This is a genomic window from Myxococcus sp. SDU36, from assembly GCF_030168875.1.
GTDB classification, from domain to species: Bacteria; Myxococcota; Myxococcia; order Myxococcales; family Myxococcaceae; genus Myxococcus; species Myxococcus vastator.
The window spans coordinates 3167419-3193349 of sequence record NZ_CP077414.1 but is presented as its reverse complement, the minus strand read 5'-3'; the positions used below and the strand labels follow the sequence as shown (position 1 = coordinate 3193349).

The window sequence follows — 25931 nt, the reverse complement described above, 5'->3', positions numbered from 1 at the left end:
CCGCATCCCCACCCCCTGACCTTCAGTCCAGGGGCAACGGTAGGGAGGGGGCCGGGGCCCGGGTATCGCGCTCCCGGCCCTTGCGCCCTGGGACTCGCGGACACCCCTCCAGGTGGCCTTCTTTCACGCCCCGTGCCTCCGATTGCGATTTTCCCGGTGGGGGACGGGCGCGCCGCCTATTGTCGGCAGGTGATGGCCACCCCTGAAACCCAAGCTCCGCTCGCCGCGCTGCTCCCCAAGAAGGGCGAACCGCCCCTGGACGTGGACGAAATCCTCAACCGCTTCGTCGGCTACGTGGCGGCCAATGGCTTGAGCCTCTATTCGGCCCAGGAAGAGGCCATCCTGGAGCTGCTGGGGGGCAAGCACCTGTTCCTCAAGACGCCCACCGGCTCCGGCAAGTCGCTGGTGGCCACGGCGCTCCACTTCAAGGCCATGGCGGAGGGGAAGGTCTCCTTCTACACCTGCCCCATCAAGGCCCTGGTGAACGAGAAGTTCTTCGCCCTCTGCGACGCCTTCGGCGCGGAGAACGTGGGCATGCTCACCGGCGACGCGAGCATCAACCGCGACGCGCCCATCATCTGCTGCACCGCCGAAATCCTCGCCAACCTGGCCCTGCGAGACGCGAGTGCCCGCGTGGACTACGTCGTCATGGACGAGTTCCACTACTACTCGGACCGCGAGCGCGGCGTGGCCTGGCAGTTGCCGCTCATCGCGCTGCCGGACACCACCTTCCTGCTGATGTCCGCCACGCTGGGCCCCACGCACGTCATCGAGGAGAGCCTGGCGAAGCTCTCAGGCCGGGAAGTGGCCACCGTGCGCAGCGCCGAGCGCCCCGTGCCGCTGGACTTCGACTACCGCGAGTCGCCGCTGCACGAGACGATTGAAGACCTCATCGCGCGCGGGAAGTACCCCATCTACCTGGTCAACTTCACCCAGCGCACCGCCGCCGAGCAGGCGCAAAACCTGATGAGCGTGGACTTCTCCACCAAGGAGGAGAAGGAGGCCATCCGGGTGGCGCTCCAGGACGCGCCCTTCGACACGCCCTACGGCAAGGAGTTCCAGCGCTTCCTGCGCCACGGCATCGGCATGCACCACGCCGGCCTGCTGCCCAAGTACCGCCTGCTGGTGGAGAAGCTGGCCCAGCATGGGCACCTCAAGGTCATCAGCGGCACGGACACCCTGGGCGTGGGCGTCAACATCCCCATCCGCACGGTGCTCTTCACGCAGCTCTTCAAGTTCAACGGCGAGAAGCTGACCACGCTGAGCGTGCGCGACTTCCAGCAGATCGCCGGCCGCGCGGGCCGCAAGGGCTTCGACACGCAGGGCAGCGTGGTGGCCCAGGCGCCCGAGTACGTCATCGAGAACCTCAAGCTGGCCGCCAAGGAGGCCGCGGGCAAGAAGAAGACGCCCAAGGCCAAGCCGCCGCAGAAGAACTTCGTGCAGTACGACCGGAGCACCTTCGAGCGGCTCCAGAACGGCATGCCGGAGCCGCTGGAGTCCCGCTTCGCGGTGTCGCACGGAATGATTCTCAACCTGCTCCAGAGCGACCACCAGACGGAAGGCAACGGCGGGTACAAGCGGCTGGTGACGCTGGTGCAGCGCAGCCACGACTCGGACTACCTCAAGCGCCGGCACCTCAAGGAGGCCGCCCGCGACTTCCGCACGCTGCGCGAGGCGGAAATCCTGGAGGTGGAGAAGGGGCAGGGCGGCTCGGGCGCCACGGTGAAGGTGGCGGGGGAGATGCAGCACGACTTCAGCCTCAACCACACGCTGTCGCTGTACCTGCTCGACACGTTGGAGCTGTTGGATCCAACCACGGACACGTACGCGCTCGACGTGGTGTCGCTGGTGGAGGCCATCCTGGAGAACCCGGACGTGGTGCTCTACGCGCAGCTCCACCAGCTCAAGGGTGAGAAGATCAACGAGCTGAAGGCGCAGGGCGTGGAGTACGACGACCGCATGGCGGAGCTGGAGAAGCTCGAGTGGCCCAAGCCCAACCGCGACTTCATCTACGGCACCTTCAACAAGTTCGCGCAGAAGCACCCGTGGGTGGGCGAGGAGAACATCCGGCCCAAGTCCATTGTCCGGGACATGTTCGAGCGGTTCATGTCCTTCCCGGACTACATCCGCGAATACGGCCTCCAGCGCAGTGAGGGCGTGCTGCTGCGGTATGTGAATGACACATACAAGACGCTGGTGCAGACGGTGCCGGAGCGCTTCCGCACGGAGGAGGTGGAGGACTTCATCGACCACCTGCGCGCCACGCTCCGGCAGGTGGACTCCAGCCTGCTGGATGAGTGGGAGCGCATGCGCAACCCGGAGGCCGCCGTGGAGGCGAAGCCGGTGGTGGAGCTCAAGCCGAAGGAGCTCACCGACGACCCGAAGGCCTTCGCCGCGCGGGTGCGCGAGGAGCTGCACCGGCTGCTCAAGGCGCTGGGCCAGAAGCGCTACCTGGACGCGCTGTCCATGCTGGACAACGCGCTGGGCGAATGGACGGCCCCCAAGCTGGAGCAGGCCATGGCGCCGTACTTCGAGGAGCACAAGGTCGTGGTGCTCACGCCCCAGGCGCGCAAGCCCGCCAACACCTTCCTGAAGGAGGCGGGCACGCGGCTGTGGGAGACCCAGCAGCGCATCATCGACCCGGAAGGGCACGGCGACTGGATGATCGACTGCGAGATAGACCTGCGGGACAGGCGCCTGGATGAAGGCCCCATCCTGATGCTCCGCCGCATCAGCGTGTAGCCCGGGCTCAGCCCTCGGAGGCCGGCGCTTCCGAGGGACGCGCCGCCGACAGCGACTCGGGCTCCGGCGGCGTCAGCTCACGCACCTCCAGCTCGCCGCCCGCGTCGGGCGTGAGCACCATCCGCCAGTCGCCCGCGGCCAGCACCACGCGGTCCGTCTCGCAGCGCACCTCCAGGCCCGCGTCCTCGACGGTCCACGCGCCCGCCCACACGGTCGTAAGCGACGCGCAGCCAGTGTCGTCGCACGCCTGCGTCTGGGCCACCCACACCCGGCCCTCCGGCGCGGCGGGGCAGGACACTGGCTCCGCGTAGCGAAGCACGGGGCCGTCCAGCTCGCCTGGGCCCGCGTCGGGGAACAGGGGCTCGGAGGGGAGCAGCTCCACGCCACGCGCGGCCCTCGCCTCTCGCGGGACCCCGTCAAGCATGGCCGTCTCTGCCAAGGCCACCGGCGCGGCCAGCCAGCCACACAGCAACGTCACCTTCCATCCCCGAATCGTCCACATGGCGACAAGCTCCTTGGCCGCGGTGTCGTTCGCGGCCCTCGGGAGGCGGGTTGTGCAAGGCCTGGACCGGCCGGGTGTGTGGCGCCGGAGCCACGGGGTGGGCCGTGGCGCGTGCAGGCGTGTTTCGGGCCAGGCCTGTCGGGAATGGCAGACACCTCGCCGCGATTCGCGAGCGCTCGTCACTTTCTCGCGCGGAAATGCGGGCCAGGCCGCCGCTCAGCGGCTACCGTCGCACCATATGGCCCGACTGCGTGCCGTGGATCAGCCGCTTCGCCGGGATGTCCGCCTGCTTGGTCGGCTCCTGGGAGAAGTCCTCGTCGAACAGGAAGGGCAGGCGCTCTTCGACCTGGAAGAAGAGGTGCGCCGCCTCTCCATCCAGCGTCGCCGGGGCCCCGTGGCCGGGCGGCGCGCGGTGGCGGCCGAGCTGGCGGAGCTGCTCCAGCGCCTGCCGCTGGCGCAGGCCGAGCCGGTGCTGCGCGCCTTCTCCGTCTACTTCCAGTTGGTGAACCTGGCGGAGCAGCACCACCGCATCCGCCGCGCCCGCACCCACGCGGAGGCCGCGTCCGCCAGGCCCCAGCGCGGCTCGTTGGAGGCCACGCTGCTCCTGCTCAAGGAAGCGGGCCTGCCCGCGGAGCGCGTGCGCGAGGCCGTGCGCACCCTGCGCGTGACGCTGACGCTCACCGCGCACCCCACGCAGGCGGTGCGCCGCACGCTGCTGGAGAAGCTCTACCGCATGGCGGGCCTGCTGGAGGAGCGGGACCGCTGCGAGCTGACGCCGCGCGAGTCCTCGGTGAACCTGGCGCTGCTGCGCGAGGAAATCACCCTCCTGTGGCAGACGGACGAGCTGCGCCGCGAGCGCCCCACCGTGGGCGACGAGGTGAAGAACGCCCTCTGGTACGTGGAGGAGGTGCTCGCCGACGAGCTGTCCCTGCTGCCGGAGCTGCTGGACTGGGCCTTCGAGCGCGCCTACGGCGAGCCGCTGGGGCCGGTGGATACGCCCGTGCGCATCCATTCGTGGGTGGGCGGGGACATGGATGGCAACCCGCTGGTGACGCCCGACGTGTTCGCGGACACGCTGCGCGCGCACCGGGCCCGAGGACTGCGGCGGCTGCTCCATGACCTGGAGCGGCTGGGCGGGCGGCTGTCCCAGTCGGAGCGTCACGCGAAGCCGTCCGAGGAGCTGCTTCGCTCGGTGGCGAAGGACGCGGAGGAGCTGCCCGACGCCGAGCGCCGCTACGGCCCCCGCACCCCGGGCGAGCCGCTGCGGCACAAGCTGCGCTTCATGGAGGAGCGGCTGCACCGCGCGCTCCACTACGTGACGCAGCAGCGCGCCGGGGCGAGCGTCCCCATGCCGCCGGGCGCCTACCGCACGCCGGAGGCCATGCTGGCGGACCTGGACGTGCTGGGCCGCGCGCTGGAGGCGTCGAAGGGCACGCACGCGGGGCTTCGCGACGTGCGGCAGGTCCGGGAGCGGCTGCTCGCGCTGGGACTGTCGCTGGCGGAGCTGGAGGTGCGCGCGCCCGCGGAGGACGCGGTGAGCGCGGCGGGCTCGTTCAATGGGGGCCCGGCGCCCACGGAGGGTGGGGCGCGGCTCCTGGAAGTGCTGGCGCGGCTGAAGCAGGCCCAGTCGGAGTCGGGTGAGCCCGCGTGCCGCACGCTCATCCTGAGCATGGCCAGCACCGCCGAGGACGTGCTCGCGGCCTTCCGCTGCTTGAAGCACGCGGGCCTGTGGGACGCGCAGCGGGGCTGCGCCACGGTGAACGTGGTGCCGCTGTTCGAGCAGCTGGGCGCGCTGGACTCGGGCCCGGACGTGCTGCGCACGCTCTTCGCGGACGCGGAGTACCGCGAGCACCTGGACGTGCGCGGTGGCCAGGAGGTGATGGTGGGCTACAGCGACTCCGGCAAGGAGGTGGGACTCCTGGCGGCCAGCGCGGCGCTGTACCGCGCGCAGGTGGCGCTCACGGAGGTGTCGCGTGAAGCGGGCGTCCCGCTGCGGCTGTTCCACGGCCGCGGCGAGTCCGTGGCGCGTGGCGGTGGCCCCGCGCAGGAGGCGATTCTCGCGCTGCCGCCCGGCGCGGTGGCGGGTGGCTACAAGGCGACGGAGCAGGGCGAGGCGCTGGACCACAAGTACGCGCGCCCGGAGCTGGCGCGGCGCACGCTGGAGCTCATCCTGGGCGGCGTGCTGCTGCACACGCTGGACGCCCAGCCGCGTCCGGAGCCCGAGGCCGAGCGCGCCTTCCGCGCCGTGTTCGACACGCTGGCGGAGACGGGGCGCAAGGCGTACCGCGCCCTGGTGTGGGAGGACCCGCAGTTCCTGCCGTTCTTCACCGCCGCGACGCCGGTGGAGGAGATTGCGTCGCTGCCCATCGGCTCGCGCCCCAGCAAGCGCAAGGCGGGGGGGCTGGACACGCTGCGCGCGATTCCATGGGTGTTTGGCTGGACGCAGAACCGGGCCATCCTCCCGGGCTGGTACGGCGTGGGCTCGGCGCTGGAGGCCTTCTCGAAGGAGGAGGGTGGGGCGGCGCAGCTCAAGCGCATGTACCGGGAGTGGCCCTTCTTCCGCGCCGTCATCGACAACGTCACCATGGTGCTGGCGAAGTCGGACATGGCCATCGCCGGGCGCTACGCGTCGCTGGCGCCTCCCGCCACCCGGTCGCTGTGGCGGCGCATCCAGCAGGAGCACCGGCGCACGCGCAGGCAGGTGAAGCGGCTGACGGGCGAGTCGAAGCTGCTCGACAACAACCCGCAGCTCCAGCGCAGCATCTCCCTGCGCAACCCCTACGTGGACCCCATGTCCTTCCTCCAGGTGGAGCTGCTCAAGCGCAAGCGCGAGGGCCATGCGGAGGTGGACCGTCCACTGTTGCTCACGCTCAACGGCATCGCCGCTGGCATGCGCAACACCGGGTAGGCTCCGCGACATCGGACATCCGAGGAGGCTGCGATGGCCAGGGAGACGTTCAGCGTGGTGGAGGTCAACCCGGTGCACCGCTTCGCGCGGCTGCGGCCCGAAGCGGGCGGGCCCCTCTTGCACGCGGGGCTGTACCCGGAAGAGGAGGCCCCGGAGCCCCCGCTCCAACTGCGTGAAGGGGACCGGGTGGAGGGCCAGCGGCGCGGGCAGTCGGTGGCGGACTGGGGCTGGGTGTCCCGGGCCGAGCCGCCCGCGGACCTGGTGGAGCGGATGGGCGAGCTGCTCGCGAAGCTGGAGAAGTTCGAGCTGCGCGTGCCCGCCACGGCCTATGACCTGGCCGAGCACCACTGGCGGCACAGCCGCGCCAACCCGCTGCACCAGGAGCTGCTCGCGCAGCTGCCCACCTTCTTCGACTGGGAGCTGTCCCACCCCTACGAGGATGGCGCGCTGCTGGAGCGGCTCCAGGCCGCCATGCAGCCGTACCTGCCCGGCTTCGAGGTGACGCCCCAGTCAGGCCGCGCCGCCTTCCGGCTGGAGCCCGGCGGCCACGACGTGTCGGCACCGGAGGGGAGCCGCGAGGCCCCCGTCTCCACCTTCGAGCCGCTGCTCCTCCAGGTGAACCGCCTGCTGGAGGGGGCCGGGGCCCCGGTGCGCTGGGTGCCCACGGAGGACGACTGGATGCTGGCGCCGCCGGGGCTCGCGGAGCTGCTGGTGCTCCACGGCGTGCTCGGCGCGCGCCAGGGCTGAGCGCGGCGGCGCGGCTAGAGGCCGCCCTCGTCGCGCAGCACGCGCGTGACTTCGTCCGCCATCACCCGGTGGCCTTCGACGCTGGGATGGATGCCGTCCACCTCCAGCCCGTCGAGGAACAGGTGCACGTCCGCCGGCTGGCGCGTCACCGCCTCCAGGTCGATGATGTCCGGGCCGGTGCCCCCGCCGCGGACCCACGTGTTGAACTCCAGCCGCTGGGCCTTCACCGTTTCGTAGGGCGCGTGGTTCGACTTCTCCTTGGGCAGCAGGGTGCTGACCCAGGTGCGGCAGAAGGGCGCGAGCCGGCTCAGCAGCGTGTTCATCCGCGCCTGGATGACGGACAGGGAGTCCTTGTCGCCCAGGTCGTTGGTGCCCAGCAGGACGACGCAGTCGGTGATGCCCTGGAGCGCCAGCACCTCGCCGTCGAGCAGCGCCAGCGCGTCGTAGAAGCCCTGGCCACTCACGCCCGCGTTCACCACGGGCACGCCCAGCGCGGCCTCCACCTTCGCGGGCCAGGCGTCGCGCGTGTCGTTCTTCGTGTCGACATAGCCCTCGGTGATGCTGTCGCCAATGGCCACGAAGGCGCGGCCCGTGGGGCCTTCCACGTCCACGGTGGCCACGCCGACGGCGCGGTCGAAAAGGGTGCCGCCCAGCGCGCCCGTCACCAGCGCATGGTTCCCCGCGCGCGCGAAGCTGCCAGGGAAGGCGCTGATGGCGCTGGCCGCCAGCGCGCCACGGGCCTCGAAGGTGATGGCCAGCTCGTCCCGGAACGCCACCGGGAAGTCCACCGGGTCCGACGTCTTCCGCGAGCGCGCGGGCACGGTGAAGCCCTCCCCGCCGTCGAAGGTGAGCGTCACCGGCGTGGACACCAGCGCGCCATTGGCGCCCGCATGGGCCACGGTGGCACGCACGAGCGTCATGCTCCCGTCGCCCGAGCGGAACGTCACGCGAAGACGCCCGCCGTCACGCGCCACCGGCACGCGCATGCGGAAGGTCGTCACGCCTCCCGCTGAGTGGGACGCGCGGAGCGCTTGATGGAAGCCCGGTTGGAATGACGTCGCCGGCGGCGCGAAGGGCGGCGCGGCCTGCACCTGCCGCCCGTCGTTCAGCACCAGCACGGGCGCGACTTCCAGGGACGCGTCCGGCGCGTGCTGCTCCATCGTGGAAGTGTGGCGGTCGTCGTCTGGCGGCAGGTCCCCGTCGGCTGAGTCCGCCACGCCGCCAGCGCATGCCAGCAGCGCGCTGCTCGCGCAAACGACGACCCTTCGCCACCCCGGCTTCATTCCCATTCCCATCCCTCCCGGCTTTGCAGGATGCACACCACACCGTGCCCTGCCAGCCGGCCGTCTGGGAACCCTCCGCCTCCGAAGCCTCGCCTGTCTGGCCGCCCTCCACGGCGACCGGCCGGGTGTCTAGGGGACGCAAGCCCCCACGCCTGGGTTGCCATCCAACGCTCGGCAGCTGCCCGCAGGGCAGGCGGGCGTGCCACCGGGCTGACAGAGCGGACGGCAGGTGAGGCCGCCTCCCGCGTTCACACACGCGCTCCCCGGCGCGCACTGATTGCTGAAGTCACACGACTGCCCCTCCGTCCGGTTGCCGCTGCCCGCGCACACTGGGCCGGACGTGGACGGGTAGCAGCTGAGTGGGGTCTCGCAATCATCTCCAAAGGGGTTGCACGCCGTGGACAGCGGACCGCAGACCAGCGGCAGCTCGTCGGTGCCTTCCAGGCGGAGCACGGTGTTGCACTCGCTCGTGTTCCCACAGTGGGTCGTGGCATGGCACAGGCGCTGGCAGGTGAAGCCACTTCCCGCGCCGTCAGGTGCCTCGCGGCAGAACAAGCCTTGCCGGCAGGTGTCATAGGCCACGCCGCCGTCGGTGGGGGCCAGCGTGCAGGGCGCGCCTTCGTCCGCGGAGCCCGGGGCCACGCAGCGCCGCTGGGTGACGCCATTCTCCGCCGCATACGTGCAGCGCTGGCCCTGGGCGCAGTCCTGGGCCACCACGTCGCACTCCGCCTCGAAGCAGCGGCTGCCGGTGCCGCCGTCCGCCAGGTCCGCGAAGTAGCAGTCCTGGCCGTCGGCACAGCCCTCCTGCCGCGCCACATTGCAGGCGAAGTCCCGCGCGCCGTCGCCCGCGTCCGTTCCGCCGCCGTCCACCGTGGGGGTCCCGCCTCCATCGGTGCTCGCGTCTCCCTGGCCGCCGGGGCCCGGCCCGTTGCCGCCATTGCAGGCCGCCGCCCAGAGGGCCAACGCCAGGGTTCCAGTCAACACATACAGGCGGTCCAAACGCATTCCAGAGCTCTCCCAGGGAAGTACCCGAGGACATAGGCACCCGAATTCGATAGAGGGGGCCCCTTGAATCAGGCGTGGAAAGCAGCGGACACTTGGCGGACGCGCGGGCTGGGGAACCGTGGGTGTGGAAAGCAGCGTGGTGTTCGCCAGCAACGTCGAACGTGGGGGCTAACGGGTGCGTATGACAACCAAGGCGGCGGATGACATGGAGAACGGGGATCCAGCCGCATACGCGAACCGGCGGGCGGATGAGCGTGTGGCGGCGCGGTTCGAGGTGCGCTTCAACCAGACGCAGGACGCGGCGCGGGCGCTGCGCGCGTACTCCATCAACATCTCCGCGGGTGGCCTGTGTTTGCTGACGCGGAAGTCCTATGACGTGGGCTCCCACGTCCGGCTGTCCATGGCGATTGAAGGTGAGGAGTTCCACATCACCGGCGTCATCGCCTGGGTGCGCGACGAGGCCGAGGCCATTGGCGTGCGCTTCACGGACCTGAGCGACGAGGACCGTGCCCGGCTTCAGCGCGTGGTGGACAGCATCAAGCGGTAGCGGCCGGGGGGCGGCCCCCGGCGCTTGCCTAGCGCTGGGATTCCGTATCGACGTGGCGGAACACGCCCGAGTCGATTTCGGAGAAGCCACACGCCGTGTAGAAGTTGCGCGTCTCCGGCGCCGTCGTCATCGGCGAGACGAGCTGGAGCTGCTTCGCGCTCAGCACCTTGCAGCGCTCCAGAATCTGCCGGATGAGCGCGCGGCCCACGCCGCGGCGGCGCCAGGTCTCCGTCACCACCAGCTCGTCGATGGTGGCCACGCGTCCGCGCAGCCGGAGCTGGGGCCGGTGGGAGAAGGACACCATGCCCACGGGCCGGTCCTGCGGGTCGCCGGCCACGAAGATTTCAATCTCCGGATGGCTGACGACCCAGTGGACCGTCTGCTGGTCCGTCCCCAGGGGGTAGCCCAGCTCCTTGAGGAGCGACGCCATGGCTTCGGCGTCACCCCGGCGGGCGCGGCGGATACGGAAGGCCGGCGCATCGGCACCAGCGACGGGAGTGACTGTCCGGACGATTGGCTGTGACAAGGCCTCCGGAGTCTAACGAATGGGCCGCCATCCCTCCAAAGAGGAACGGCGGCCCAGGGTGCTTCTCCCGTGAGACAAGGGACTCACGAGCAGGGGATTGTGGGTGCTGCGCTTACGGTTGCTCGCCCGCGAGCGAGCGGATGGCGGTGGTGATGTCCCCCAGCTGGGGCACCGACGCCATCTCCAGCGCGTCCGACAGGCCGATGCCCGGCAGGAACTTGCCGGCCAGCAGCCGGGGCGGCGCCAGCAGCGAGTAGAACAGCTCCTCCACCGTGCGGCGCACCAGGTGCTCGCCGAAGTTCGTCACCTCGGTGTCCTCGTTGACGAAGAGGACGCGGCCCGTCTTCTGGACGGAGGCCTTGATGAGCTCCCAGTCGTACGGCCACAGCGAGCGCAGGTCGATGACCTCCGCGCTGATGCCGTCCGCGGCCAGCGTCTCCGCGGCCTTCGCGCACAGGGGCAGGGTGCGGCCGTAGCTCACCACGGTGAGCTGCGTGCCCTCGCGGACAACCTTGCCCTTTCCGAAGGGCACCGCGTACGCCTCCAGGCCCGCGGGCCACTGCGGCTTCCACTGGGAGCGGTCTCCCAGGGGCGCGTCGATGAGCTTCGACAGCGCGCGGTCGTCATCCGGCTCGCCCGGAATCCGCTCCTCGCCCTTCACGCGCAAGAGCGCCTTGGGCTCCAGGAACATGACGGGGTTCTTCTCCTGGCACGCGGTGATGAGCAGCCCGTACGCGTCCAGCGGCGTGGAGGGCATGACCACCTTCCACCCGGCGATGTGGGTCATCGTCGCGTCGAACGAGTGCGAGTGGTAGATGGAGCCGCGGATGCCGCTGCCCACCGGCGTGCGCACCACCATGGGCAGGTGCCAGTCACCGAAGGTGGACCAGCTGGTGTTGCCCGCCAGCTTCAGCAGGTCGATGGTGTTGTAGACGTAGTCGCAGAACTGGATCTCCGCCACCGGCCGACCGCCCGCCATGGCGATGCCCATGGCCGCGCCGATGATGCCGCGCTCGTCCAGGGGCGTGTTCCACGTCGTCTTCAGGCCCTGCGTGCAGGTGAAGACGCCGCCCAGCGGGGCGCCCACGTCCTCGCCGAAGATGTCGGTGACGCCCAGGTGCTCCTCGGCGTAGTGCAGGGCCATGCGGATGGCCTGTGCCATGTTCGCCATGGGTTACTTGTCCTCCGCGTAGATGTGCTTCCAGATGGATTCCGGGTCGGGCTGTGGCTCGTCGCGCACCAGCCGGGCGGCGGCGGCCATCTCCTCGGTGTAGCCGTTGCGCAGCGCGTCCATCTGCTCTCGCGTCAGGACGCCGTCCTTCTCCAGCTTCGCCTCGAAGTCCTTGAGGCAGTCGACCTCGTTGCCCACGTAGTTGGCGCCGGACGCGGACGAATGGCCGTAGAGGCGCGACACGTTGGCCTCCAGGAGGAACGGCTTGCGCTCCGTGCGCACGTAGGCCATGGCCTCGCGCAGCTCGGTGTAGGCCTCCACGGCGTCGTTGCCGTTGATGGTCTTGCTGCGGATGCCAAAGGCCTTGCCGCGGTCGCTGATGCGCTGCTCGCCGTGCTGGCCCTCCGCCGACGTGGAGATGCCCCACTTGTTGTTGGTGACGATGATGAGGAGGGGCAGCGGGTTGGCGGGGCGGCTGCTCCACACCAGGCACGAGGCGAAGTCGCCCTCGGCCGTGCCGGCGTCGCCACCGGTGACGATGGTGATGCCCTCACCGCCGTGGCGCTTCTGCACCATGGCCGTGCCCGGGGCGATGGCGTACTGGACCTCGATGGGCGAGGACACCGGCGCCACGTTGAGCCTCCGGGCGGAGTAGTGGCCCGCGAAGTTGCGGCCGCCCGAATACGGGTCCGTGGCCGTGTTCTTCATCTGCCGCAGGGAGCCGATGGGCTCCTCACCCATCGCGAGCAGGGTGCCGGACTGCCGGTAGTGCGCATGCAGATAGTCGAAGTCAGGGCCCTGGCCCTTCTTCATGAGCAGGCCCAGGGAGACATTGAACGCCTCCTCGCCGGGGCCGCCAATCCAGAAGTACCCGTGGCCCTGCTTGTACATCTGGATGAGGCGCTCCTCGAGGACGCGCGTCTTCACCATGAGGTCATGGAGGCGGACCAGCAGCTCCCGCTCGAGCGGCGCGGACGCTTCTGAGGATTCTTTGATGAGTCGGGGACGAGACACGCGCGACCTTCCTCTGGCTGGAGGGGACGCCCCTATAACCCGGATGGGTGCCTCCCGCTCAAGGCAGTTGATGGGTTGTCTGTCGGGACGTCTGGCGGAGAGCACCTTCTGGCGCGGCGCGGCAATCAGCGGGGCTCATCCGTGGCAGGAGTCCGCCCGTGCCGCAGCGCGGTAATCCGCTCGGTGAGTGTGGCCTCCGTGGCCGTCCCGGCGTGCTCGGAGATGAGGGACAGGGTGTCCTCGGACAGTTGCCGGGCGTGTGAGCTGTCCAGCAGCGAGGCCAGCTCCTGGAGCCGCCCGGTGCGCAGCAGCGCCAGCACCAGGGCATGGCCGGTGCGTGGCAGGGGCGCCTGCGTGAAGGCGGACTGGAGCGAGCCCACGGCCAGCTCCGGCAGGCCGCTGTCCAGGAGCAGCTCGCCCACCAGGGCCGGGTCGTGAGGGCCCTCCAGCTCATCCTCCGCGTCCGGGGGGCGCGGCGTTTCTCGTAGCTCGTCCATCAGCCGCTGGATGGAGTCGGCGCCCGCCGTTGTCTGCTGGTGCTTGCGCGTCTTGCGGACCCCGCGGGGGAAGGCGAACCGCGGCTCGGCGGGGGGCTCCTTCGGCGTGCGGCGGAGCTGCTCGAGGTTCATCATCCCCAGCATCAGCGCCATCATCCCAATCCACAGCTGCTTCGCCCAGAGGGCCAGCCCCAGCACCCCCACCGCCGTGGCGATGCCCACGCCGAGCACCGCCCGCTCATGGCGGTAGCCGCCGCGGGCGCGCACCAGGTCCGCCAGCAGGTGGCCACCATCCAGCGGCTGCATGGGGAGCAGGTTGAAGAGCCCCCAGCCGATGTTGACCCACAGGAACTGCCGCACGCCCTGGTCCACCAGGCCGCCCGGCGCACCCAGGGGAACCAGCTGCGACAGGCCCCAGACGAGCCCGCCCGTCAGGAAGCCGATGCCCGGCCCGGCGAAGCTCACGAAGGCCGACTGCGGGTGGGTGAGGTGCGCGGCGTCGTGCGCCTGCGTGGTGCCGCCCATGCCGTGCAGCTCGATTTCGGCGGCGCAGCCGTAGCGGCGGTAGGCCAGCGCATGCCCCAGCTCATGGAGCAGCACCGACACGAAGACGATGCCCACCCACAGCGCGAGCCGCGCGGGTTCGGAGATGAGCGTCCAGCCCGTCGCCAAGGCGACGAGGAAGAAGAGCGGATGGAGCCGGACGGGAAAGCCGGCCACGTGGAAGTGGGGCCGCATGGACCTCCGACTGTAACGGGCAGGCCCGCGCCGCGCCCGGGTCGATGAGGTGGGGCGCGGCGTACCCCGGGTCCATGACGCGGGGCTCCATCCAGGGCCATGACCGTGGCGTGACATGGCTTCAGTGACATGCCGGCCGAGGCGTCTTCCCCGGCGCGGCGTGGATGTGGGGACGGGGCCTCGCGAAGCACGAGAAGTGAGATAGAGTCTCGACACACCCCTGTTTCCCTCGCGCCCCCGCGCGTCCCCACCCCGGCCCGCCCTTGTCCAGTACGAATACGCGACTGAAGTCCGCGCCCGCGTCCGACGAGTCTCCGGACGACGCCGCGCTCCCGCCGTCCGAGCGGACCGGCACCCAGGAAGCCACCGGCGCGCGGGAGTCCACCGCCACGCGCCTGACGGGCCCCCTGGGCCTGGCGGAGGGGGGCACCCGCACCCTCATCGCGCCGCTGGAGGCGGGCGAGCTGCCCAACGTGGCCCAGATCAAGGGCCTGCGGCTGGACCAGATTCTCCTGCTCACCACGGGCCTCCTGGTGGTGCTCATCGTGGGCTTGCTGGCGGCGCTGTCGGTGGCCTCCACCAAGTCCCAGTTCGAGGAGACGGCGCTCGTCTCCAAGGAGCGCATCCAGGAGCAGGCGCGCGAGCTGGGCCAGACGGTGGGGCAGACCATCGCGCTCACCTCCGCCACCAACCTGCGCGACAACAACTACGCCTTCCTGGAAGAGGTGGCGGGCTCCATCGTCAAGACGAACCCCAACATCCTCCGGGTGCAGATTTTCGACCCGGACGGGGTGCGGATGGCGGACAGCGAAGGCGCCAGCGAGGACAAGGAGGACGCCGCCCCGGTCCGCCGCGCCGAGCGCCGGCTGGTGAGCGCCTTCTACCGGGGGCAGCCCATCTCCGAAATCCAGGAGCCCATCGACTACGGCTCCAGCAGCGGCAAGGGGCTGGTCGTCATCAGCTACTCGCTGGGCGGGCTGCAGAAGCAGCTGGAGTCGCTGGAGCAGGACAAGCGCGCCACGGTGCGCGCCACCACGCTGCGCATGCTGGGGCTGGGCTTCGGCTTCGTGGTGCTGGCGGGCGTGCTGGTGGCCTACCAGAGCCGCCGCATCACCCGGCCGCTGGGCATGTTGACGGGCAAGGTGATGCAGCTGGCCTCCGGCAACCTGGGCGCGCGGGCGGGAACGGCGCAGGGCGCGGGCCGCGAGGTGGTGACGCTGGGCGTGGTGTTCAACCACATGGCCGAGCGCATCAAGGTGCTGCTGGAGGACGTGCGCGCCAAGGCGCAGCTGGAGCGCGAGGTGTCGCTCGCGCGCACCGTGCAGGAGACGCTGCTGCCGGGGCGCGAGGGCGTGCAGGTGGGGCCGCTGCGCATCGCCGGCCTGGCCGTCACCGCGGACGCGTGCGGTGGCGACTGGTGGTTCCGGGCGGCCCTGGATGACCGGCGCATCGTCATTGGCATTGGCGACGTGACGGGCCACGGCCTGTCCACATCGCTGGTGGCCACCAGCGCCACCAGTGGCTTCGCCTCGGCGATGACGCTGCGCGAGCCGTCGCAGGTCAACGCGCAGATGCTCATCACCGCCCTCAACGTGACACTGGCCAACGTGGGCCGAGGTGAGCACCAGATGTCCAGCGCGCTGGCCGTCATCGACGTGTCCAACGGCTACATCGACTACGCGGCGGGCGCGCACCCCAGCCCGCTGGTGTTCAACAAGCGCAGCGGCCAGATTGCGTCGCTGCCCGCGCGCGGCCCGCTGCTGGGCGCCTCCGTCGACTCCCAGTTCACCTCGCGCCAGGCCCAGCTGCGCCCAGGGGACGTGGTGGTCTGGTACACGGACGGCCTCACCGAGGCGCGCGACGGCGCGGGCAAGCTCTACGGCACCCAGCGTCTGGCCGCCGCCGTCCAGGCGCATGCCCACCTGTCCGCGGAGGCGCTGCGTGACGCGGTGCTGGCGGACGCTCGAGCCTTCAGCGCCGGCCAGCCGCAGCGCGACGACATCACCGTGGTCGTGGCCGAGTTCAGCCCCGCCGCCTGACTTCCTTTCGGGACCCCACACGCATGCGACGCTCCCCACGACATCCCCGGTCGCGCCGTCTCACGCCGGCGCTCGCGCTGCTGACCACCCTGTGCGGCCCGCCCGCGCTGGCGCAGTACCGCCCGCCGCCCATGTCCGAAGCCCAACGGCTGGTGCGGGACGGCGAGGCGGCGCAGGTGGCCGCCAGCGCCGCCAGCGCCTCGGGCGACAAGAAGGAGGCCGAGGAGAAGCACCGCAAGGCCCTGGCCCTCTTCGAACAGGCGCTGACCGCCGAGCCCGGCTCCGTGGCCGCCGCCGCCGGCCTGGGCGCCAGCGCCAACGCGCTGAATGACTGGCAGCGCACCGTGGACCGGGTGCAGCCGGTGCTGACGGCGAACCCCGCCGAGCTGGCCCTGGCCTATCCGGTGAGCGTGGCGTACTTCAAGCTGCGCCGCTTCCCGGAGGCCGTGCCGTTGATGGAGCAGGTGGCCACGGCCGACAAGGCCGAGCACCTCATCGTCCACTACTACCTGGCCAGCTACTACCTCTACCTCCAGCAGGGAGACGCGGCGGCCACGCGGCTGAAGCGCTACCTGGCGCTGCGCCCCCAGGCCCTGGCGCCCAACGACTTCCAGATTCACGAGCTGCTGGGCCGCGCGCACGTGCTGCGCCGGGATGCCGCGGCGGCGCGCGCGTCCTTCCAGCAGGCCCAGGCGGGGAAGCCGGAGTCGCCGTCGGTGCAGCTGGGCCTGGCGCAGGTGCTGGAGCTGGAGGGCAAGGGGGTGGAGGCGCGCACGCTGCTGGAGGGCGTCACCACGCGCTTCCCGCAGGCGGGCGACGCGCGGGAGAAGCTGGCGCGCCTGTACCTGGGCGCGGGCGACGTCGCCAGGGCGGACGCGCAGGCCCAGGCGGTGGTGAAGCTGGGCAGCTCCCCCGCCGCGCACCTGCTGTTGGGGGACGTGCGCTTCGCCCAGAAGAACGCGGCCGCCGCGGAGGCGGAGTACCGCAAGGTGCTCCAGCTCCAGCCGGGCCTGGTGCTGGGGCAGATGGCGGTGGGCAAGGCGCTCCAGGCCCAGGGCCGGCACGAGGAGGCCATCCAGTTCCTGGAGGCCGCGGTGCGCTCGGGGGCCAACAGCGTGGAGCTGTGGGCCAACCTGGGCTCGGTGAACCGGCGCGCGGGCCGCTTCCAGCGCGCGGTGGAGGTGCACCGGCGCGTGGTGGAGCTGGCGCCGCGCCACGCCCTGGGCCACGTGCTGCTGGGCGCGGACCACTTCGCCACCGGCCAGTGGGACCAGGCCATCGAGGACTACGCCAACGCGCTGCAGGTGGAGCCGGAGCACGCCGGGGCGAAGCAGTGGCTGGCCCGGGCCCTGGCGCACCGGGCGCGGGACAGGGCGGGCACGGGACGGCTGGAGGACGCCGTCCGGGATTTGCGCCGCGCCTACGATTTGGACCGCGGCGCCCCCATGGCCCGCCGGCTGGGCGCCGCGCTGCTGGAGACGCGCGCCTACGCGGACGCGCGCAAGGTGATGGAGCAGGGCGCGACGCTGCCCGGCGCCGCGTGGCGTGACAGCCTGCTGCTGGGGTACGCGCGGCTGGCCACGAATGACGCCCAGGCGGCGTTGGAGGCCTTCACCCGCGCGGGCGCCCAGACGGAGGAGCCCGACGAACAGGCGGAGGCCTCCGTCGGCGCCGCGCTGGCCGAGGTGGAGCTGGGGCAGGTGGACGCGGCGGTGCAGCGCCTCACCGCGGTGGGCCCGTCTCGCGCCGCGGCGCAGGTGGCGGGCGCCAACCTCCCTCGCGTCCTGGTGCGCCGGGCGCTGGCGCGCCTGGAGGCCGGAGACGCCGAGGCCGCGGAGCGCGATTTGGAGCTGGTGGACAAGCTGGGCACGGGCAACCGCAAGGAGCTGGCGCGGCTGGCCCAGTTCGTCCGCGGCCTGGCGCGCGCGGAGTCGGGACGGCACGCGGAGGCGAGCGCCGCCATCGCCAGGGCCCTCACCCCCATGCAGCCCTGGGCCTGGCCCAACACGCGCGCGCTGGCCACCGCCTTCGTGCTCTACAAGAAGGGGCAGGTGCCCGCCGCGCGCAGGCAGCTGGCCGCGGCGGCGAAGAAGCCGATGCCCGGCCAGCCCCGGTGGCTGACGGCGATGACGGGCGCGCTCCACCGGCGCGAGGCGTCGCTGGCGTACAACGCCGGCAACATGCGGGTGGCGGAGAAGGCCTTCAAGGCCGCGCTCGCCGGCGACCCGGAGAACCCGCAGGTGCAGCACAACCTGGCCTGCGTCGAATGGCGCAAGGGCCGCACGACGAACGCCGTGGAGACGTGGCGCCGGCTGGAGTCGGGCGTGCCGGTGGCCGCGCTGAACCTGGGCATCGACGCACAGGAGCGCCGCAAGGACGCGGGCGAGGCCGTGGAGGCCTGGCGCCGCTACCTGGCCGGCGGCAGCGGCCCGCGCATGGCGCAGGTGCGCGAGTGGAAGGAACGCCTGCAGAGCCTGCACGGCCTGTCCGAGCCCGCCGGCGCCACCGTGGAGGAGACCCCATGAAGACCTCACCTCGCTTCCTCCTTGCGGGCCTCGTGCTGGCCTGCACCCTGACGGCCAGCACCGCGCTCGCGGCGCCGAAGAAGGCCACGCTGGGGGTGTTCCTCGCCACCACGCTCGCGGATGGCCAGGAGCGCTTCGAATACGCGGAGGCCCTGGCCGCCCGGCTGACGGAGCTTCTGGACACGCCCGTGGCCGCCAAGAGCTTCGGCCGCTACGAGGACTTCTCTCGCGCGGTGGCGGGTGGGTTGGTGGACTTCGCCGTCGTGGATGCGTGGGCCGCCGTGCAACTGGGCGCGAAGGCGAAGCCGGTGGCCTGGGCCTCGCGCGCGGGTGACACGCAGCAGCGCTGGGCCATTGTCGCGATGCAGCGCGGCGTGGTGAAGGACCTCGCCGGCAAGCGCCTGGCGCACGTGAAGGGCGCGGGCCCGGCGGACCCGAAGTTCGTCACCCACGTCGTGCTCGGTGGCGACCTGGACGCCAAGAAGCACTTCAAGCTGGCCCCCGTGCCGAACGTGGAGTCCGCGCTGAAGATGCTGGAGGCCAAGGGCGCGGAGGCGGCGCTCGTCCCGCTGGCGCATGTGCCCAAGGGCAAGGACGTGCGCGTCCTCTTCCGCAGTGGCCGGGTGCCGGGCGCCGTGCTGGTGGACCTGCGAAACCACGAGGCCGAGCTCACCGGCGCGCTGGGGAAGGTGGGCGCGGTGGCGCCCTTTGATGCCTTCGCGCGGCTCCAGGACAAGACCTTCGATGAGTTCCGAAACCTCGTCACGCGCGGCCCGCCGCGGCGCCAGCCCGTGCTGGCAGAGGGGGCGGAACTTCACGTAGAGGCCGAGGTGCTGGTGCGCTCGGAGGAGCTGGGCCCCGCGCTGCCGTCCTTCGTCGGAGACCTCGCTGTCTCCGCGGAACAGCCAGACGACTGATACTTTCCCGAGTTTCTAGAGAATGAGAGCCAACGACTTGGCCCGGCGTGGGCTCTGGGGTAGCTTGAAAATGATGGCGTTGGTGTTCAGCCGAGAAACCGCGTTCCCCCGGACGCAAGTGCTGGCGCCGAGCCCGTCTCCAGATCGTACGTACAGGACCTCGGGTGTCCATGCTCCACCCCTGGATGTGAGAACGATGCACTCGACTGTGTTCGGTGAGCCGCGGCAAGGCGCGGCGAAGGCGGTTGCCGGACGCCGCGCTCTGCGCGCCGGCCTGCCTCTGTCCATCATGCTGTGCGTGCTGTCCCTCGTCGTCCCTTCCAGCGCGACAGCGCAGGAGGTCGCGCAGGCGGAGGCTCCCGCCAAGGTGAAGCGCCGGAAGCGGGTGGTGAAGCCCGCGCGCCCCGCCGCCCGGACGGCGAAGAAGCCGAAGAAGGCCGTGCCGCCGCCCGTCGAGGACGCGGAGGACCCGGCGGACGAGCCGGAGATTCCCGTCCTGGGTGGCGGGCCCTCCACGGAGGAGCCGCCCCCGCCGGCCCTGGCGCCCGCCGCGCCCCTGGCGCCGGCCACGCCGCTGACGGCCGAGCCGCTGCCCATGCCTCCACCGCCGGTGAGCACGGACTTCATTCCGCCGGACGCGCCGACGAATCCCCCGCCGGCCACCGCGCGACCCGAGCCGGCGTCGAACGTCCCCATCACCGCGCCCTTCGCCGAGCCGGCCATGAACCGGCCCCTGCCTCCACCCTCCGGGCTCGCGGGCCTGGACGGGGATCCGCTGGGCGGCGCCGACGCGCTGGAGGAGTCCGTCAACCGCGTGCTGAGCGAGGCGGTGGTGACGACCGCCGGCAAGCGCAACCAGCGCATCTCCGACGTGCCCCTCACGGTGTCCTGGATTCCGGCCGATGAGCTGGAGGGCACTGGCCAGTTCACGCTGTGTGAGGCCATCCAGTACTTCCCCGGCATGGAGTGCCGCCGGGGCTCCATGCGCAAGGCGGCGGTGAGCGCGCGCGGCCTGGGCTCCAACTACCTGTCCAACCGCCTGCTGCTGCTCCAGGACGGCCGTCCGCTGACGGACCCGTGGACGGGCCAGTTCTACGCGGACGAAACCACGCCGCTCACCAACCTCAAGCAGGTGGAGGTCATCCGCGGCCCGGGCTCCTCGCTGTACGGCTCCAACGCCTTCAGCGGCGTCATCAACATCATCCAGCGCCAGCCGTCGGACCTCATCGAGAAGGGCAAGGACGTGGGCGCCGAGGCCCGGGTGCTGGCGGGCCAGGACCAGACGTGGCGCCTGCACGGCACCGTGGCCGGCCGTGGCGGCCCGGTGGAGGCCCTGCTGGGCTACTACGGCTTCGGCTCGGACGGCCCGCAGCTCTTCAACGATCCGCGCGTGGGCCGGGTGGACACCAACCAGGACTCGCTGGTGCACCAGGTCAACGGCAAGGTGCGCATCGGGCCCCTGGCGCTGGACGCGGACTTCACCGACGCGGAGATTGGCCGCCCGGGTGGCACGCACATCTCCACCGTGGGCAACTGCGGCCGCTGCCACTACACGCCGAACGACTCCGAGTCGGTGCAGAACTTCAACGCGTCCGCGCAGGTGGACCAGCAAGTCACCGACAACCTGCGCCTCTTCGGCCAGGCCTACGGCTTCTTCAAGCGCCGCGACGTGCTGATGGAGAACGCCTTCGGTGGCGACCCCACCCGCGCGCTGGGCAAGCGGCGCCGGCTGGGCGGCGAGGCGCGCGCGCTGTGGACGGTGGGCGACCTCAACGTCACCTTCGGTGGTGACTTGAAGGCGGACGCCGTCAACGTGCCCAACGTCCTGCCCGAGCTGAGCATGGACGACACGCGGCAGACCATCCTGGGCGGCTTCGTGGACGCGGAGTACCGCCTCTTCGACCGGCTGGTGTTCGGCGCGGGCGCCCGCTACGACCGCTACCAGATTCCGGAGAACGTCTGGCAGAACCGCACGGACCAGATTTCCCCGCGCGCCAGCGTCGTGTTCCACGCGGTGCCGGAGCTGCTGACGCTGCGCACCAACTACGGCCGCGCCTTCCGTGCGCCCACGTTGGCGGAACTGGCCATCAACCAGCAGATGTACGCGGCCACACTGGTGGGCAACTCCAACCTGCGCGCGGAGACGCTGGACACCATCGAGGCATCGGTGGATTTCTGGCCCTTCGACAGGAGGGTGCGCCTGACGGGTACGGGCTTCTACAATCTGGCGAAGAACTTCATCAACCAGCAGCTCGTCTTCGGCTCGGTGTCGCAGTTCCAGAACCTGGGCGACGCGCGGGTGGCGGGCTTCGAACTGGAAGCGGCCGCGCAGATTCCGTCCATCAACTCGTCCTTCGACATCGCGTACCAGTTCCTCAACGCCAAATCGCTGCCGTACGACGACGGCCCGCAGTCGCCGCTGGACTACGCGCCGGCCCACCGCATCTACGCGCGGGGCCGGACGAACATCGGCAAGGTGGCCTTCGTGGAGCTGTACGCGCTGCTGGTGGGCTCACGTTATGACCCGGGCTTCGAGGTGGACGAGACGACGGGCCTGCCCACCATCCGCGTGCAACTGCCCAGCTACGTCACGGCCAGCGCGCGCGTGGGCTTCAACGTCTACGACGGCATCTCCGTGTCGTTCCTCGGCTCCAACCTCTTCAATGCGCAGTACGAGGAATCCCACGGCTTCCCGGCACCGCCCCAGTCGTTCTTCAGCGAAGTCAAGGTTCGATACTAGCCCTTGAGTACCGCCCCCCACCTCGAGGCCGGCGGCCTCCTGTTGATTGCAGACGAGTCGCTCTCTCCGGCGCTGGTGGAGCAGGCGGCTCCCGTCCTCGCACAGGGCGGCATGGCGCTGTGCCAGGGGCCCGGGTCGCCTTCAGGGCCTCGGCGCCTGGTGCTCTTCGACGGGAAGCTGACGCCCACGCACGCGGAGGCGCTGCGCGGCGAGCCGCCCGCGCTGCTGCTGGCGACACGGGCCTCCGACGGACGTCCCTCCACATGGGAGGCGCGCCTGTTGGGAGACCTGCTTCGCGGCGCGCCGCTGCTGCCCGCGGGGGCCTCGCGGCACCGGCTCCAGTCGGTGGGGGACATCAACGCCGCCGGTGAGGCCGCCGCGCGAGCCGTCACGCAGGCGCGGGGTTCGCGCACGGCGGCGGCGCTGGTGGGGGACGTGGTGCACGAGCTGGCGGCCAACGCGATGTGGGACGCGCCGGTGGATGCGCGGGGCCAGCACCGGTACGCGCACCGCCGCTCCGAGGTCCGCGAGGTGGCGCCGGAGGACGCGTGCGAGCTGTCCTACGTGGTGGAGGAGGGCCGCATGTGGTTGGAAGTCGTGGACCGCTTCGGCGGCCTGCGTCCGGGGCCCTTCGCCCGGGCGCTGGGAGGGTGGGGCGGGCGCGTCCAGGTGGATGCGTCCGGAGGAGGGGCGGGGCTGGGACTGCGGCGCATCCTGGAGCACAGCGATGTGGTGGCCGCCCGTGTGGCCGCTGGCCGTGAGTCACGAGTCCTGTGCGTGGTGGACCTGGGGGAGGCCCGCCGCCGCGCCGCACAACCCAAGTCGCTGCTGTTCTGTCTCCAATGAGGTCAGGGCCGGTGGATAGCCAGGATTCCAACGCCATCATCAGCCGGCTCCGCGTGGGGACGATTACCCACGTCCGGATTTCCGGCGTCATCGACGAAACATTCCCACTGACGTCCGCCAGCCCGGAGCTGAGCGGGCTGCTGGTGGTGGACCTGGGGCAGGTGGAGCGCATCAGCTCCTTCGGCGTGCGGCGGTGGATTGAGTTCGCCGCCAAGCTGCCGCCGGGCGCCCTGGGCCTCTACGTGGTCCACGCGCCACCCGTCATCGTGGACCAGCTCAACATGGTGGAGGGCTTCGCTGGCGTCGCCCGCGTCCTCTCCGTGTTGGCGCCCTACGCCTGCCGCGCCTGCAACGAGGACCGGCTGCGGCTGGTGAACCTGCTGGACGAGGCGCAGGTCATCTCCGAGGAGCGCGCGCCCGACCACGCCTGCCCCGTGTGTCAGGGGCCGCTGGAGTTCGCGGACCTGCCGGGGGAGTTCTTCGACTACGCGCGGCGGCAGCAGTTCGGCCAGGTGGACCCGGTCGTCATGCGCTACCTGCGCGCCAGCATGCCGGCGGAGCAGCCGGAGCTGTCGCAGCACCTGAAAATCATCCAGGACGACGTCACGTACATCACCCTGGCCAGCGCGCTGAAGGGCGACCTGAACGTGCGCCGGCTGGCGTCGGGCCTGGAGGGCCGCGTCGGCTTCGACTTCAGCCACGTCAGCACGGTGGAGCCGGAGGCCCTGCCGAAGCTGGAGCAGGTGCTGGAGACGGCGGCGCAGGGCGCGCACGTGGTGTTGTGCCGGGTCCCGCCGCCCGCGCTGGCGGTGCTGGCGCGCTCGGCCAAGGTGTTGCCGGTGCGGCTGGCCACGCTGTGGCTGCCGTGTGACTGCCGCAACTGCGGGCAGGTGAGCCATCAGCGCCTCCAGGCCGCGGACTACCTGGCGAAGCTGCGAGCGCAGGCGGACGGCGTGGACGTGCCGTGCCCCATCTGCGGCGGCAACGCGCGCGTCCCCCACATGCCCCAGCTCCAGGGGCTGCTGGCGCGGCTGCAGCTGACGGACCGGCCGCTGGAGGAGCTGGAGGCGCTGGAGACGCGCGCCCTCAGTCAGTACCTCTTCGGCGCCACGAACATCGACCCGGCGGCCCGCCAGGGCGCCTCCACGGACATCTCCAACTCGCTGGGCAGCACCAAGCTGAACATCATCCGGCGGCTGGGGCAGGGCGGCATGGCGGAGGTCTTCCTCGCCAAGCAGGTGGGCGTGAAGGGCTTCGAGAAGTTCCTGGTGATGAAGAAGATTCTCCCGCAGTTCGCGGAGAACCCCGAGTTCGTCGACATGCTCTTCGCGGAGGCCCGCGCCAACGCGCGGCTGACGCACCCGAACGTCGTGCAGACGTTCGACGTGGGCGTGTCCGACGGCGTCGCGTACATCCTCATGGAGTACGTGCGCGGGCCGGACCTGAAGAAGCTGGTCATCGAGCTGCGGCGCAAGGGCCTGGCGCTCCCGCTGGAGCACGCGCTGCGCATCGTCGCGGAGGTGGCCGCGGGGCTTCACTACGCCCACGCCTACGTGGACCCGGCGGGCACGCCGCACCCGGTGGTGCACCGGGACGTCAGCCCGCACAACGTCCTCATCTCGCTGGACGGCGCCATCAAGCTGAGCGACTTCGGCATCGCCAAGGTGGCGGGCGAGGAGCACACCCAGGCGGGCGTGCTGAAGGGGAAGATTTCGTACATCTCCCCGGAGGCGGCGTCCGGGCGGGCGCTGGACGCGCGCAACGACGTGTTCGCGCTGGGCGTGGTGCTCTTCGAGCTGCTCACCGGCACGCTCCCGTTCCGCAGGGACCACGACGCGGCGACGCTGCAAGCCATCGTCAGGGATCCCGCGCCCGTCCCTTCGCAGCTCAAGCCGAACATCCCCCAGGACGTCTCCGACCTCATCCTCCGCGCGCTGGTGAAGGACCCGGCGCGCCGCACGCCGTCCGCCGCCGCGCTGCGCGAGGAAATCGAAGCGGTGATGGCGCATCACCGGCTCAACTCGTCGCCCGCGGCGGTGGCCCAGTTCTTCCGGGACACGCTGGGGGACCGGCTGGTGGAGTTCGCGCCGTCCGCCATCAGCGGGACGGGGAGCCACCCGCGCCCGGTGCCCTCGGGCACGGGCAGCGGCAACGTCGGCGGTGGGGAGATGTCCGCGCCCATGGATGGACGGACGCCCAGCCGGGGCAGCGTGCCCGTGGCCGGAAGCCGTCCTGGGACGGGCGGCAGTGGCGGCCTTCCTCGCCCCGGCCCGCCGGTTCCTCCGCCCCCTCCTCGGCCCGTGGGCGTCGCCAGCGCGGCGGTGCGGCCTCCCGCGCCGCCTCCGGCGGACGACTCCTTCCCCGGCATCTCCGTGTCCGAAGACGACGCGAACGACCGCACGGAGATGGTGCCGCTCAACCTGGGCGCGCCGCCGCCTCGGACGGAAGCGCCGCACCGGCCCGCCCCCGCGCCGCGCGCCTCTCAACCCCATCCCGCCATGCCAGCGGCGCCGCGTCCGTCCGGGCCGGTGCCAGGGCTGGGGCAGGGGACTCACGCCAGCGCGGCCCGGCCCGCCCAGCCGCCTCCTCCGAGGCCCGTGGCGCCCGCGAGCCGCGCCGTCGCGCCCGCGGAGGAACCGGCGGACAAGCGGTTCCCCTGGAAGTGGCTGGGCATCGCCGGTGGCGGCGCCCTGGTGCTGGCCGTGGTGGCGGTGGTGATGACGCGCGAGGGTGACTCGAACTTCGTCAACGTGGGGCCTGGGGAGCACGTCTACGTCGGCGGCCTGCGCCACGAGCCGGGGACGGAGGTGCATGACCCGTCGGGTGGCCCGCTGCTCATCTCCACGGCGGTGGAGGGGAAGCTGCGGCGGTTCGGCACCACGGAGCAGCGCGAGGGCATCGACGTGCGCACGCTGGCGGACGCCTTGCCGGAGCCGGGCACGACGGGCCTGTTGAGCGTGACGGGCGCGGCCCCTGGCTGTGAGGTCCACGTCGGTGGCGCGATGCTGCCGGGTGGAACGCCCCTGTTGAAGGCGCGAATCGAAGCGGGCCGGGAGCTGGAGGTCCTGGTGCGCTGCCCCAACGGCGTCAGCAAGCTGTGGGTGATGGCCGTGCCCGGACAGCAAATCGAAGTGAAGTCGCAACCGCGAAACTGAGCGGCGCGCTGCAGGGCGCCGCGCCGCGT

17 protein-coding genes are annotated in these 25931 nt (G+C 71.4%); 10 read left to right on the top strand and 7 right to left on the bottom strand.

Annotation, left to right across the window (positions count from 1 at the left end):
* Positions 1 to 192 precede the first annotated feature (192 nt).
* Positions 193 to 2742, top strand: a complete 2550-nt coding sequence (locus tag KGD87_RS12295; protein ID WP_284667637.1) for a DEAD/DEAH box helicase — start codon at positions 193 to 195, stop codon at positions 2740 to 2742.
* Positions 2743 to 2749: 7 nt separating this feature from the next.
* On the opposite strand, the gene KGD87_RS12290 is transcribed toward KGD87_RS12295, so the two are convergent.
* Entirely contained in the window at positions 2750 to 3244 is a 495-nt protein-coding gene (locus KGD87_RS12290) for a hypothetical protein (protein WP_284667636.1), read from the bottom strand.
* A 238-nt stretch (positions 3245 to 3482) separates the two neighbouring features.
* Here KGD87_RS12290 and KGD87_RS12285 point away from each other — a divergent pair, with 238 nt between their 5' ends.
* Together KGD87_RS12285 and KGD87_RS12280 are read left to right on the top strand one after the other, a co-directional pair.
* Positions 3483 to 6152 (top strand): phosphoenolpyruvate carboxylase, encoded by a 2670-nt coding sequence (locus tag KGD87_RS12285; protein ID WP_284667635.1) that lies wholly within the window; start codon positions 3483 to 3485, stop codon positions 6150 to 6152.
* 33 nt (positions 6153 to 6185) lie between these two features.
* Positions 6186 to 6899: a hypothetical protein gene (locus KGD87_RS12280; protein WP_284667634.1), complete on the top strand. Its 714-nt coding sequence runs from the start codon at positions 6186 to 6188 to the stop codon at positions 6897 to 6899.
* A gap of 14 nt (positions 6900 to 6913) precedes the next feature.
* Here KGD87_RS12280 and KGD87_RS12275 read toward each other — a convergent pair whose 3' ends face one another.
* The gene (locus KGD87_RS12275) at positions 6914 to 8188 is read right to left on the bottom strand and encodes an SGNH/GDSL hydrolase family protein (RefSeq protein ID WP_284667633.1); all 1275 of its coding nucleotides are present in this window, start codon (positions 8186 to 8188) and stop codon (positions 6914 to 6916) included.
* A gap of 123 nt (positions 8189 to 8311) precedes the next feature.
* On the bottom strand, positions 8312 to 9187 hold the full coding sequence (locus KGD87_RS12270) for a hypothetical protein (protein ID WP_284667632.1): 876 nt from the start codon (positions 9185 to 9187) through the stop codon (positions 8312 to 8314).
* A gap of 181 nt (positions 9188 to 9368) precedes the next feature.
* Between KGD87_RS12270 and KGD87_RS12265 the strand changes: the two genes are divergently transcribed.
* Entirely contained in the window at positions 9369 to 9734 is a 366-nt protein-coding gene (locus KGD87_RS12265) for a TIGR02266 family protein (protein ID WP_240358134.1), read from the top strand.
* A gap of 28 nt (positions 9735 to 9762) precedes the next feature.
* On the opposite strand, the gene KGD87_RS12260 is transcribed toward KGD87_RS12265, so the two are convergent.
* The 4 genes from KGD87_RS12260 to KGD87_RS12245 all read right to left on the bottom strand — a co-directional run bounded on the left by KGD87_RS12260 (position 9763) and on the right by KGD87_RS12245 (position 13680).
* The gene (locus KGD87_RS12260) at positions 9763 to 10164 is read right to left on the bottom strand and encodes a GNAT family N-acetyltransferase (protein WP_284667631.1); all 402 of its coding nucleotides are present in this window, start codon (positions 10162 to 10164) and stop codon (positions 9763 to 9765) included.
* A 208-nt stretch (positions 10165 to 10372) separates the two neighbouring features.
* Positions 10373 to 11431: an alpha-ketoacid dehydrogenase subunit beta gene (locus KGD87_RS12255; protein WP_284667630.1), complete on the bottom strand. Its 1059-nt coding sequence runs from the start codon at positions 11429 to 11431 to the stop codon at positions 10373 to 10375.
* Positions 11432 to 11434: 3 nt separating this feature from the next.
* Positions 11435 to 12445 carry a thiamine pyrophosphate-dependent dehydrogenase E1 component subunit alpha gene (locus tag KGD87_RS12250; protein WP_284667629.1) on the bottom strand — a complete coding sequence of 337 codons (1011 nt, stop codon included), beginning with the start codon at positions 12443 to 12445 and terminating at the stop codon, positions 11435 to 11437.
* Between the two features lie 125 nt (positions 12446 to 12570).
* Complete coding sequence (locus tag KGD87_RS12245) at positions 12571 to 13680, bottom strand: M50 family metallopeptidase (protein WP_284667628.1); 1110 nt, start codon at positions 13678 to 13680, stop codon at positions 12571 to 12573.
* Between the two features lie 263 nt (positions 13681 to 13943).
* Between KGD87_RS12245 and KGD87_RS12240 the strand changes: the two genes are divergently transcribed.
* Genes KGD87_RS12240 through KGD87_RS12215 form a run of 6 tightly spaced genes read left to right on the top strand, consistent with a single transcriptional unit; the run spans position 13944 to position 25902 of the window.
* Positions 13944 to 15719 (top strand): PP2C family protein-serine/threonine phosphatase, encoded by a 1776-nt coding sequence (locus tag KGD87_RS12240; protein WP_284667627.1) that lies wholly within the window; start codon positions 13944 to 13946, stop codon positions 15717 to 15719.
* A 23-nt stretch (positions 15720 to 15742) separates the two neighbouring features.
* On the top strand, positions 15743 to 18244 hold the full coding sequence (locus KGD87_RS12235; protein ID WP_284667626.1) for a tetratricopeptide repeat protein: 2502 nt from the start codon (positions 15743 to 15745) through the stop codon (positions 18242 to 18244).
* Positions 18241 to 19161 (top strand): PhnD/SsuA/transferrin family substrate-binding protein, encoded by a 921-nt coding sequence (locus KGD87_RS12230; protein WP_284667624.1) that lies wholly within the window; start codon positions 18241 to 18243, stop codon positions 19159 to 19161. Before KGD87_RS12235 ends, KGD87_RS12230 begins: the two co-directional genes overlap by 4 nt.
* Positions 19162 to 19183: 22 nt before the next feature.
* Positions 19184 to 21901: a TonB-dependent receptor plug domain-containing protein gene (locus KGD87_RS12225; RefSeq protein ID WP_284667623.1), complete on the top strand. Its 2718-nt coding sequence runs from the start codon at positions 19184 to 19186 to the stop codon at positions 21899 to 21901.
* 3 nt (positions 21902 to 21904) lie between these two features.
* On the top strand, positions 21905 to 22747 hold the full coding sequence (locus tag KGD87_RS12220) for a hypothetical protein (protein ID WP_284667622.1): 843 nt from the start codon (positions 21905 to 21907) through the stop codon (positions 22745 to 22747).
* Positions 22748 to 22758: 11 nt separating this feature from the next.
* Positions 22759 to 25902, top strand: coding sequence for a serine/threonine-protein kinase (locus KGD87_RS12215; protein ID WP_284667621.1), 3144 nt, complete (start codon positions 22759 to 22761; stop codon positions 25900 to 25902).
* Positions 25903 to 25931 lie beyond the last annotated feature (29 nt).

Excerpts from the sequence above, each read along its gene's own strand:
- KGD87_RS12295 (WP_284667637.1), top strand. The coding sequence starts at position 193 with ATGGCCACCCCTGAAACCCAAGCTCCGCTCGCCGCGCTGCTCCCCAAG.
- KGD87_RS12290 (WP_284667636.1), bottom strand. The coding sequence starts at position 3,244 with ATGTGGACGATTCGGGGATGGAAGGTGACGTTGCTGTGTGGCTGGCTG.
- KGD87_RS12285 (WP_284667635.1), top strand. The coding sequence starts at position 3,483 with ATGGCCCGACTGCGTGCCGTGGATCAGCCGCTTCGCCGGGATGTCCGC.
- KGD87_RS12280 (WP_284667634.1), top strand. The coding sequence starts at position 6,186 with ATGGCCAGGGAGACGTTCAGCGTGGTGGAGGTCAACCCGGTGCACCGC.
- KGD87_RS12275 (WP_284667633.1), bottom strand. The coding sequence starts at position 8,188 with ATGGGAATGAAGCCGGGGTGGCGAAGGGTCGTCGTTTGCGCGAGCAGC.
- KGD87_RS12270 (WP_284667632.1), bottom strand. The coding sequence starts at position 9,187 with ATGCGTTTGGACCGCCTGTATGTGTTGACTGGAACCCTGGCGTTGGCC.
- KGD87_RS12265 (WP_240358134.1), top strand. The coding sequence starts at position 9,369 with ATGACAACCAAGGCGGCGGATGACATGGAGAACGGGGATCCAGCCGCA.
- KGD87_RS12260 (WP_284667631.1), bottom strand. The coding sequence starts at position 10,164 with ATGGCGTCGCTCCTCAAGGAGCTGGGCTACCCCCTGGGGACGGACCAG.
- KGD87_RS12255 (WP_284667630.1), bottom strand. The coding sequence starts at position 11,431 with ATGGCGAACATGGCACAGGCCATCCGCATGGCCCTGCACTACGCCGAG.
- KGD87_RS12245 (WP_284667628.1), bottom strand. The coding sequence starts at position 13,680 with ATGCGGCCCCACTTCCACGTGGCCGGCTTTCCCGTCCGGCTCCATCCG.
- KGD87_RS12235 (WP_284667626.1), top strand. The coding sequence starts at position 15,743 with ATGCGACGCTCCCCACGACATCCCCGGTCGCGCCGTCTCACGCCGGCG.
- KGD87_RS12230 (WP_284667624.1), top strand. The coding sequence starts at position 18,241 with ATGAAGACCTCACCTCGCTTCCTCCTTGCGGGCCTCGTGCTGGCCTGC.
- KGD87_RS12225 (WP_284667623.1), top strand. The coding sequence starts at position 19,184 with ATGAGAGCCAACGACTTGGCCCGGCGTGGGCTCTGGGGTAGCTTGAAA.